The sequence below is a fragment of the Candidatus Limnocylindrus sp. genome (genome assembly GCF_040397235.1).
Lineage (GTDB): Bacteria > Chloroflexota > Limnocylindria > Limnocylindrales > Limnocylindraceae > Limnocylindrus.
In genome coordinates, this window is the sequence record NZ_JBBAWH010000001.1 from 286,648 (window position 1) to 296,774 (window position 10,127).

Sequence of the window (10,127 nt, forward strand, 5' to 3'; positions counted from 1 at the left end):
CCTACTTTTGCAAATCCCACGTGTGGATCGACCACGCGTATAACGGGCTTTGCACATCTGCTGTTTTCGTCGCCCAGGTAAAGCGGTTCCGAAGTAGTGCGTAGGAGGGATCCCCCCAGAGGAGGAGATACGGCCGCTCGCTCCGCCGGAGCGATTGAATGGTGGCGTAGATACCGACGCGCGAGCTAATGCTCCCGGCTGAGACGCCTTGGGCCAGGAGCTGATCGACGCCCGAGCTCGACCAGCAGACGAAGTTCTTCCCAGCCGGTGCCTCTTCGGTTGGGCAGGCGCTGGAGGCGAAGATATCCGAGTCATCGGGATCAAGGCCCCACTGCCACGCGCCGAGATAGAGATCAAAGTCGTTTGGGTAGCGCAGCCGTGGCGCGATGTCCGTGGCAAACGGAAGCTCGGCGACGGCGAGCGAGATGCCGCACTCAGCAACCTGGTCAACGATCAGCTGGGCCGCACGGGTTCGCGCAACCTGGCCCTCCCGAACGATGATGTCAGCCTCAAGTCGCGTGCCGGCGCGAGCGAAGACGCCATCCTCACCTGCGACCCATCCGTCGGCAATGAGCGCGGCGCGTGCACCAGCGACATCGCGCGTGGCCTCTGCTGCGGCGGGGTTTTCAGCCGCCCACGAGGTTGGCGCCACGGTGCTGGAGATCTTGATCCCGGTCTCATCTGTTGCGCCAGTGATGATTGCTGGCAGGTCGACGCACGAGGCGAGGGCGCGGCGGATAACGCTGCTGGCGAAGAGGCGCCCTTCGCGTGTATTGAACGCAAGGTAGTTGTAGCCGCGAAGCGACGCGGTGTGGAGCAGCGTGGCGTCGTCGCTCACGGTCAGGCCAGCAACATCTGCGGCTCGAAGGTCAGGGGCCCAATCAATCGCACCCCCTTGAAAGGCCTTCAGCACACCGGCGGGCGATGCAAAGACCGTCAGGGTCATCGCCGACATCGGCGGCTCGCCAAGGGCGAATCCCTTGAAGGCGGCGAGCTGCACGAAGGTACCGGGCACACGCTCGACGAATTCGTACGGCCCAGCGCCGATAGGTGCGCTCTGTACGTCGAGAAGTAGGAACGCGGCGCCAAGCTGCCCTTCAGTTGGTGCGAGGAGTAGTCCCTCCAGCGCAGCCAGCCGCACGTAGAGCGCACGTGCGTACTGTTCGTCGTCGCGGCTCCCCGTCGGCTCGCCAGTGCTGCTGAGTTGCGGATAGCCGCGTGGGTCTGGCAGATCAAGGCCAGCGTCGGCAAGGGTGCGCTCCAGCTCGGTGACGCGCGATGCATAGGTGCAGTTTGTCCCCCCCGAGGCGGCGCATCCGCCGCCGTCAATATCGGCGGCAATGTTCTCGCGGGTCAGGGAGACCGCATTGCGATCTGCCGCTTGAACCTTGGCTTGGAGTCGAGCCAGTGATGCGGTGAGCGTGCCCTTGGGGAGGATTGGGATGGTGAGTCCGCGTGTCTGCCAGGGTGCCCATGGCGACTTCAAGGTGAAGGTGAGCGCACCGTCTGCCTCCGCCTCCACAGAGGCCAGGTGGTTCCCGACCACGGCGCAAATGTCGCTCACAAGCGGACAGCGCGTTGAGGCTCCAAGTTCATAGGTAAAGATCACATCGTCGGTGGTGAGTGGCGACCCATCGTGGAAGGTGAGCCCCGAGCGCAGTGTGACGCGCCATTTCGTGCCACCTGCCGCACTCGAGGCGTCGCCATCGGCGAGCACCGGGGTTGGCGCGAAGGCGGCATCGGCGCGGTAGAGACCAGCGTGGACCATGGAGCCAACGAGGGCGGAGGCATCGTCGGAATAGGCGAGCTCTAGGCCGGCGGGCTCACCGACGATCCCCACCTTCAGCGTGCGACTGGAGATGACCGTGCAGCCAGCGAGCAGGGTTGCCGTTAAGAGAGCTGCCGCAAGGAACTTTAGGCCCCGATGCATCGGCATCTCCCCTCTCGCTCTCTCGTGGATCGGCAGGTGCCGATCTCTCCACAGGATAAGGGTTTGCCGTGCACTTTTGTGGCGGAGCGACCCGCCCGCACGAATCGCCTATGCAGCGAGGGCCGCGTAGGCGCGCTCAACGAGGCCGCACTCTGTCTGGAAGTCCAGGAGGGCAATCGCCTCATCCATCGGCACCCAGCGCACCTCGTCGAACTCTTTATCCCACTGATCGAACGAACCGCCGATCGCTTCCATCAGGTAGTAGTGCACCGTTTTGTCGATGCGCTCCCCGCCGCGCGTAAACGAGTAGTGAATGGCATCAAAATACGAGAGGATCTGCACCTCAAGGCCCGTCTCTTCGCGCACCTCGCGAAGCGCCGTCTCCTCTCGGGTCTCACCCTCTTCAGGGGTCCCCTTCGGAAGTGACCAGATGAAGCCGTCGCGCTCTCGACGACGGCGTCCAATCACGATCTCTGGCCGGCCGCCGACACCTCGAATGACGAGGCCTCCAGCCGACATTGCGCTGCGGCGTGTTGCTCCCATGCGCTGCTCCCTCACCTTACCGATGGACGGGCGGCCGGGGCCGTACCCGCAATTGAGCCGATGGTAGCCCCCGCAGCGGCGGCGCGCTGCTCAGGCGCGGGGCGCTACTCTAGTGGCACGCGTGGCGACGCAGCAGCAGCCGCGCACAACAGAGGGGAGGGCCCGTGGGAGACCACTTTTCAGCACGACGCTCGCTCGGCGCGGGTCTCCCTGACCGCATTGCCCTTGAGCTCCTCCCGCAGCCTGCAACCCCCTGGGGGCAACTCCCGCTGGTGCTGAAGATCCTGATCGAAGGTGCCGCCCGGCGCTCTGGCGATGGCTTCGTACAGCCCGAGGATCTGCACGCCTACCTCGCATGGAGGCCGGGGGCCTCGGCATCGGCGACGGGCGATGAGCGCGAAGTCCCCTTCTCCCCCGCGCGCGTGGTGCTGCAGGACTTCACCGGTGTGCCCGCCATCGTTGACCTTGCCGCCCTCCGCAACGCCGCGACGGAACTCGGCATCGATCCGCATCGCATCAATCCGCAGGTTCCCGCCGACCTGGTGATCGACCACTCGGTGCAGGTTGATCGCTGGGCAACGCGCGAGGCACTCGAGCAGAACGTTGCCAAGGAGTACGAGCGGAACACCGAGCGCTACCAACTGTTGCGTTGGGCGCAGGGCGCCTTCGATAAGTTCCGCGTCGTTCCGCCCGGAGCCGGCATCGTGCACCAGGTCAACCTTGAGAACCTCGCCACCGTTGTACGCGTCGAAGAGGTTGACGGTGCGCCACTCGCCTTCCCTGACAGCTGCGTGGGCACCGACTCGCACACCACCATGATCTCGGGCCTCGGCGTGCTCGGCTTCGGCGTCGGTGGCATCGAGGCCGAGGCGGTACTGCTCGGCGAACCACTCTTCTCGCCCATCCCCACCATCGTGGGGCTGCGACTCACTGGCCGACTCCCCGCCGGCACCACCGCAACAGATCTTGTCCTCACCGTCACGGAGCGCCTCCGCGCGCATGGCGTTGTTGGCGCATACGTAGAGGCGTTCGGCGACGGGCTGGCAACAATCTCTCTCGCCGATCGGGCGACGATTGCCAACATGTCGCCAGAGTTTGGCGCAACGACAACACTCTTCCCAATTGATGAGATCACCCTCGACTATCTGCGAACGACGGGGCGCAGCGGCGAGAGCGTCGCACTCGTAGAAACTTACGCAAAAGCACAGGGCCTCTGGCGCACCGCTGGCGCCGAGCCGCTCTACGACGCGATAGTTCATATCGATCTTGGCGGGGTGGTCCCGTCGTTGGCCGGACCACGACGTCCGCAAGATCGCGTGGATCTGCCGAACCTCGGCGCGAGCTTCGCCACCGCCTATCCCGATCGTGCCGGCGCTGACGCACATCACGCCACAGCAACCTCAACGAACGGCGACTACGAGTTGCACGATGGTGCCGTTGCGATTGCCGCGATCACCTCGTGCACCAACACCTCAAACCCGTCGGTAATGATCGCCGCCGGTCTCCTCGCCCAGCGTGCCGTCGCGCGCGGCATGCAGGTGCCAGCGTGGGTGAAGACGAGCCTGGCACCAGGCTCCAAGGTGGTGACCGCCTATCTCGAACGCGCGGGGCTCCTTGCACCGCTTGAAACGCTCGGCTTCAACGTGGCCGGCTACGGCTGCACCACCTGTATCGGTAACTCCGGCCCACTCGACACGGGGGTCTCTGCCGCCATTGAGTCAGGTGACCTCACCGTTGCCGCCGTGCTCTCAGGGAATCGCAACTTTGAAGGTCGCATCCATCCGTCGGTACGCGCCGCCTACCTCGCATCCCCACCACTCGTGGTGGCACTCGCACTCGCCGGGCGCGTGACGCTCGACCTCACGCAGGAGCCGATCGGCAACGACAAGAGCGGCACCCCCGTCTTCCTACGCGACCTCTGGCCAAGCGATGACGAGATCGGCACCGCTGTTGCAGCCGCGGCCGACGCCTCGCTCTACCGCAGCAGCTACAAGGATCTCTTCGCCGGCGACGCACGCTGGCAGAACCTCGCGAGCCCAACAGGCGAAACGTACGCATGGGATGCGAGCTCAACGTATGTCTCGCGACCAGCCTTCACGGAGGGGATCAGCCCCGAGCCGCAGCCGATTGCCGACATCGCTGGCGCGCGCGCCCTCTTGATGCTGAGTGACTCCGTGACGACCGACCACATCTCCCCTGCCGGCTCGATTCGCATCGACTCCCCCGCCGGTCGCTGGCTCATTGAGCACGGTGTCGCAGCTGGCGACTTCAACTCCTACGGCGCACGACGTGGCCACGACGAGGTGATGATGCGCGGCACCTTCGCCAACATTCGCCTTCGCAACGCATTCGCTGGCGGCAAGGAGGGTCCAGTCACCCGCCACCACCCATCGGGAGAGATCCTCGCCGTCGCCGACGCTGCCACGCGCTATCAGAGCGAAGGGTGCGACTTGATCATCCTCGCTGGCAAGGAGTACGGCTCAGGCTCCTCGCGCGACTGGGCCGCCAAGGGGACGCGCATGCTCGGCGTACGCGCCGTAATCGCACAGTCCTACGAGCGCATCCACCGCTCCAACCTCATCGGCATGGGCGTTCTGCCAATCCAGTTCCTGGCGGGCGAGAGCGCCGAGACACTGGGCCTGACTGGCACTGAGCGCTTCGATATCGCCAGTATTGGCAGCTGCACCGCTCGCTCAGAGATTCGCATCAGCGCTCAGCCCGTCGACAACACCGATGCCCCAACCGGCCCTGCAAAGGAGTTCTCAGCGCTCGTACGCCTCGACGGCCCAAACGAGGTGAACACCTACCGCAATGGCGGAATCATGCCAGCGGTGCTGCGAAGGATGGCGAAGAGCAGCTAGCTGCTACTCAAATTGTCCGATCACATCCACGAGAAGGTCCGCAAAACGAGCTGAGTCCACCCCTACGGCAACATCCACTGAGGCGGCGCGTCCGCGATCACGTAGCCGCTCGGGGAACCAATCCACCACTGTCCTGCCGCGCTGAAGATCAGCGAGCTCGATGTCAACAGCGGCGTGCACTACGGCAACGAGTTCAGGGTCCACCAGGTGCGCCACTGCAACCGCGTCATGGATTGCGCAGTAATTCCATCCATAACGCTCTTGGTAAAACACCTCAAAAAAGCCAAGCAGATCAGAGAAGACGCGTCCGGCTCGGTTGCCAGTCGCCTCAAGGCGCGCCCGCTCAGCGGCCCCCATCTTGGCAAGATGCGTCGCATCAAGGCCAACCATGGTGATCGGGATCCCGCTTGCGAATACGACAGCGGCAGCATCTGGATCGACGTAGACGTTGAACTCTGCCGCGCTCGTAACGTTTCCTTCGCCGACCGCACCGCCCATCCATGAGATGTGCGAAACCTTCGAGATCAGCTCGGGGTGCGCTTGGATGAACAGCGCGATATTCGTGAGCGGCCCGAGCGGCGCCAAGACGACCGGCTCTGGCGAAGCGGCAAGGAGCGTTGCAATCAGATCGACCGCGCCAGCTTCGTGCACGTGGCCTGCGGGTTCTGGAAGGTCTGCCCCCTCGAGGCCCGACTCCCCGTGAACATACGCCGCCGTGAAGAGTGGTCGCACAAGCGGCACCGCAGCACCGGCCGCCACAGGCATATCGTGGGCGCCCAACAGCGCGAGTACCCGCCGGGTATTCAGGAAGGTGTTCGGCAGGGTTGAGTTCCCCGCAACTACCGTGACGCCAAGCAGATTCAGTTCAGGTCGCGCGATAGCGATAGCAATTGCCATTGCATCATCGTGCCCTGGGTCGCAATCAATGATGAGAGGGAGCGGCTTCGCACGAGTGCCGAGTGGAGCGCGACGTGGCGAGTTTGGATACGGCGTTGAGAGTGGCATTGGATTCGGCGTCAGTGGGCTCACGCGCGGACTATACAGCCTAGGTGGTGGGCGATACTGGACTCGAACCAGTGACCTCACGGATGTGAACCGTGCGCTCTAACCAACTGAGCTAATCGCCCTAGGGCGGAGATTCTACTAGGTTCAGCCAGCCAGACTCCTGAGGATGAAGTTCTCGAGCAGGTTCAGCACGATCATCGTGACGAGCGGCGACCAGTCCACGCCGCCGAATGTTGGCAGGATGCGCCGGGCTGGGGCGAGGATCGGCTCGCTCATGTCGTAGATGATTCGCGAGATCCGATAGTTGCCGGAGGGGTCGAACCAGGAGAGGAGTACGCGCCCCAGAATTACCCACCAAAGGGTCTGAAAAACGAGACCAACGATCGCTGACGTACTCATACCTACAGCCTACCCGCGCGGCCCAAAGAGCGCGCTCCCCACCCGCACCTCGGTGGAGCCCTCGCTGATCGCGACCTCGAAGTCGCCGCTCATCCCCGCGGAGCGCAGTGGTCCAAGGTGTAAGCCGAGCGCCTGTGCGTCGGCGTCCACTTGTGCTGCAAGTGTTTGGAACTGGGCGAAGGTTGGGCGTGCCGCCTCCCCACCCGCCGTGAGCCTCCCCACCGTAAAGAGCCCGGCCAAGGTGACTGGAGCGCCTTTAACGGTTGCGGCGATGGCGGGAAGTGCCGCGCGCAGGCCCTCGGGCGTGAAGCCCGACTTGGCCGGATCTTCGTCCACGTTCACCTGGAGTGCGATCTTGATCGGTTTGGCTCTCTCGGTGGCGAGTGCGGCGATGCGCTCGAGCAGGTCAACGCTGCCCACGGTGGCGATGCGGTCCGCAGCCTCCATCGCGCGTCGCGCCTTGTTGGACTGCAGCGGGCCGATCAGCACCCAGGTGAGGTTCGCCGTGGGTCGCAGAGCCGCAACGGCGGCGCGCTTCGCTTCGAGCTCTTGCACGCGGTTCTCACCGAAGAGGGTGCATCCAGCGTCTACGACAACCGCGATCTGTTCGGCGGCCACACCCTTCGTGACCACCATGAGTTCGGCGGGGCCAGCGGCGCGCACGCGCGCTAATAGCTCGCGATAGCGGGTGGTGAGATCAGCGGCGCTTAGCATCGCCTGAGGTTACCCCCAGCAACTAGGAGATGCGGTTGCGCGGACGCAGGAAGGCTGGGATATCGAGATCGCTTAAGTCGACCTCTTCTGGCTGCGGAGCGACTGGCAGAGGTGCCTGGTCGGCCTCGTCACGGCCAACTGGGGTCAACTCAGGTGTGGGGGTGTAGGTGAGGCTCCCCGTCGGAGCCTCCTGCACGGCGACGCCATCGTCACGCAGGCTCCATGCGCCACTATCGGTCGCTCGGTATGGGGCGCGTGGGCTGGAGGTCGAACCCTGTCGATCCGCTGAGAAGCCGGTGGCAATCACGGTGATCTGAATCTCATCGCCGAGCGACTCGTCGAGCGAGGTGCCGAAGATGATGTTCGCCTCGTCGTCTGCGCGTGCGGTTATGTGGTTGATCGCCTCGTTCACCTCATGGAGTGTGACGGTGGCCGAAGCGGCGACGTTGATCAGCACGCCTGTAGCGCCCTGGATGTCGACCTCGAGGAGTGGTGAGGCAATCGCGATCTCGGCTGCGGAGGTGGCACGGTTCTCGCCACTGGCGCGACCGATCCCCATCAGGGCGGAGCCAGCGTCGCGCATGATCGAACGCACGTCAGCGAAGTCGAGGTTGATGATGCCAGGCACCGTGATGACATCGCTGACGCCCTTGACCGCCTGGCGCAGCACGTCGTCGGCGATGCGGAACGAGTCTTCCATAGAGGTCTGGCGGCTCACGACACTCAGGAGTCGCTCGTTAGGAATAACGATGAGGGTGTCGACATGCTTGCGCAGTTCGATCACGGCAGCCTCGGCTACCGCAGCCCGTCGCTTCCCCTCAAAGACGAACGGCTTGGTGACGATGCCGATCGTGAGGGCGCCAATCTCCTTGGCGATCTTCGCAATGACAGGGGCAGCGCCCGAGCCAGTGCCGCCACCCATGCCAGCGGTCACAAAGACGAGGTCGGAGCCCTCAAGGGCGGCGCGCAGATTTTCGATATCTTCCTGGGCGGCACGCTCACCCACGGCAGAGTCACCGCCGGCGCCGAGGCCGCGAGAGATCCCGTCACCAATGCGGATGCGGGTTGGGGCATGGGACTTCACCAACGCCTGGGCATCGGTATTCACGGCGATGAACTCCACGCCGAGGAGCTCGGCGCGAATCATGCGGTTGACGGCGTTGGACCCTGCGCCGCCGACACCGACGACGCGAATGAGCGCGAAATTCTCGGTTTGCGCTGCCATCGACTCCATGCCCTCCGAACCTGTTGCCTCGACTCTGCGCCGCCCGGGGCTAGCCCCGTTTAGACGACGCCCTCCCGTCGATCCCGCGCAGTGTAGCAGCGCCCCGCCCGCTATTCGCGGCGGGTTGGGTTACCCCCGAATACGACCGAAGAGGTTGCGCACCCCCCCGAAGAGGCGCCCTACGAATCCTGCTTCTGGCTCCTCGGCGATCCCCGCCTCATCCAGGCCGCGAGCGACCCAAGAGAAGAGGCCGAGCACGGCCGCCTGGCCAGGCCCACGGAACTCGTCGAGGATCCCCAAAATTGGCCCAGTTGGCGATGCAACGCGAACCGGCGCCTTCAGGATCTCACGTCCAAGCGCCTCGACGCCTTGAAGCAGCGCCCCACCGCCGGTCAAGACAACGCCTGCGCTGGTCACCTCTGGGCCCGCCTTGGCGATCACGCCAGCGATCAGTTCAAAGATCTCGCTCATACGTGGCTCAATGATGCGAGCGAGCTCGAGTCGGCCAATGCGCCGACCAGCTGGCTCATCGGGAACGTTGTACTGCTCCGCGTCACTGGCGGTGCGCGGGTCGCAGGTGCCGTAGGTCATCTTCAGCTCTTCGGCGGCAAGGAGGCTTGTCTTGAGCCCGATCGCCACGTCACGAGTAATGAAGGCGCCGCCGATTGGCAGGACCGCCGTATAGACGACCGCATTCTGGTGGAAGATCGCGATATCGCAGGTCTCTGCCCCGACATCAACCAGGACTGTTCCGAGTTCACGCTCGGTCTCAGTGAGCGTCAGCTCGGCAGCGGCGAGCGACGCTGGAACGTAATCGTCGACCGCGATGCCAGCAGCCTGCACGCACTTCTCAAGATTCTGCACGGCGGTGCTGCCGGCGGTGATGAGGTGCGCGCGAGCCTCGAGTCGGTAGGCGATCATGCCCCGTGGCTGCTGGATCCCCTCCTGGCCATCCACGATGTACGACGAGGGAAGCACATTGAGCAACATGCGCGAGTTCGGTACCTCGATCGCACGGCAGACCTCAAGGACGCGATCCACGTCGTCATCGCGAATCTCACGATCGGGATTGGCGACGGCTACCTGGCCGCTCGTGTTCACCCCCAGCACATGGTTCCCGGAGATGGTGATCGTGGCGTGCTCAATGTGATAACCGGAGAGGCGCTCAGCGGCATCAACGGCGGCGCGGATTGCGGCGCCCGTCTTCTCGATGTCGGTGACAACACCCTTGCGCATCCCTTGGTTCGGGTAGGTCCCCTTACCAATGACGCTGATGGAGCCATTCTCGCCACCAATGTGCGCAATGGCGCATGAAACCTTCGAGGTGCCGATATCAATCGCGGCGATCGTTGTGTAGCGCTCTTCTGCCATTTAGTTGCCCCCTCCACTCTGTGCGCTCATCTTGCGCATCATACCCCTGCTCACCCGAACGCCACGCCCTTTCTGCACC

General features: G+C 64.2%; 8 protein-coding genes and 1 tRNA gene. 1 reads left to right on the forward strand and 8 read right to left on the reverse strand.

The window, feature by feature from the left end; genetic code table 11:
* Position 1 precedes the first annotated feature (1 nt).
* Entirely contained in the window at positions 2-1,936 is a 1,935-nt protein-coding gene (locus tag AC3LB0_RS01460) for an ABC transporter substrate-binding protein (protein WP_488649393.1), read from the reverse strand.
* 102 nt (positions 1,937-2,038) lie between these two features.
* Positions 2,039-2,473: an NUDIX hydrolase gene (locus AC3LB0_RS01465; protein WP_488649394.1), complete on the reverse strand. Its 435-nt coding sequence runs from the start codon at positions 2,471-2,473 to the stop codon at positions 2,039-2,041.
* 164 nt (positions 2,474-2,637) lie between these two features.
* Here AC3LB0_RS01465 and acnA point away from each other — a divergent pair, with 164 nt between their 5' ends.
* Entirely contained in the window at positions 2,638-5,334 is a 2,697-nt protein-coding gene (gene acnA / locus AC3LB0_RS01470; protein ID WP_488649395.1) for an aconitate hydratase AcnA, read from the forward strand.
* Positions 5,335-5,337: 3 nt separating this feature from the next.
* On the opposite strand, the gene AC3LB0_RS01475 is transcribed toward acnA, so the two are convergent.
* The 6 genes from AC3LB0_RS01475 to ftsA form a co-directional block, all read right to left on the reverse strand.
* Complete coding sequence (locus AC3LB0_RS01475) at positions 5,338-6,363, reverse strand: nucleoside hydrolase (protein ID WP_488649396.1); 1,026 nt, start codon at positions 6,361-6,363, stop codon at positions 5,338-5,340.
* Between the two features lie 21 nt (positions 6,364-6,384).
* Positions 6,385-6,461: transfer RNA gene (locus tag AC3LB0_RS01480), tRNA-Val, on the reverse strand.
* Positions 6,462-6,483: 22 nt separating this feature from the next.
* Positions 6,484-6,738, reverse strand: a complete 255-nt coding sequence (locus AC3LB0_RS01485) for a YggT family protein (RefSeq protein WP_488649397.1) — start codon at positions 6,736-6,738, stop codon at positions 6,484-6,486.
* A gap of 9 nt (positions 6,739-6,747) precedes the next feature.
* Positions 6,748-7,452: a YggS family pyridoxal phosphate-dependent enzyme gene (locus tag AC3LB0_RS01490; protein ID WP_488649398.1), complete on the reverse strand. Its 705-nt coding sequence runs from the start codon at positions 7,450-7,452 to the stop codon at positions 6,748-6,750.
* A 22-nt stretch (positions 7,453-7,474) separates the two neighbouring features.
* Entirely contained in the window at positions 7,475-8,677 is a 1,203-nt protein-coding gene (ftsZ, locus tag AC3LB0_RS01495; protein WP_488649399.1) for a cell division protein FtsZ, read from the reverse strand.
* 129 nt (positions 8,678-8,806) lie between these two features.
* Complete coding sequence (gene ftsA, locus AC3LB0_RS01500) at positions 8,807-10,048, reverse strand: cell division protein FtsA (RefSeq protein ID WP_488649400.1); 1,242 nt, start codon at positions 10,046-10,048, stop codon at positions 8,807-8,809.
* Positions 10,049-10,127 lie beyond the last annotated feature (79 nt).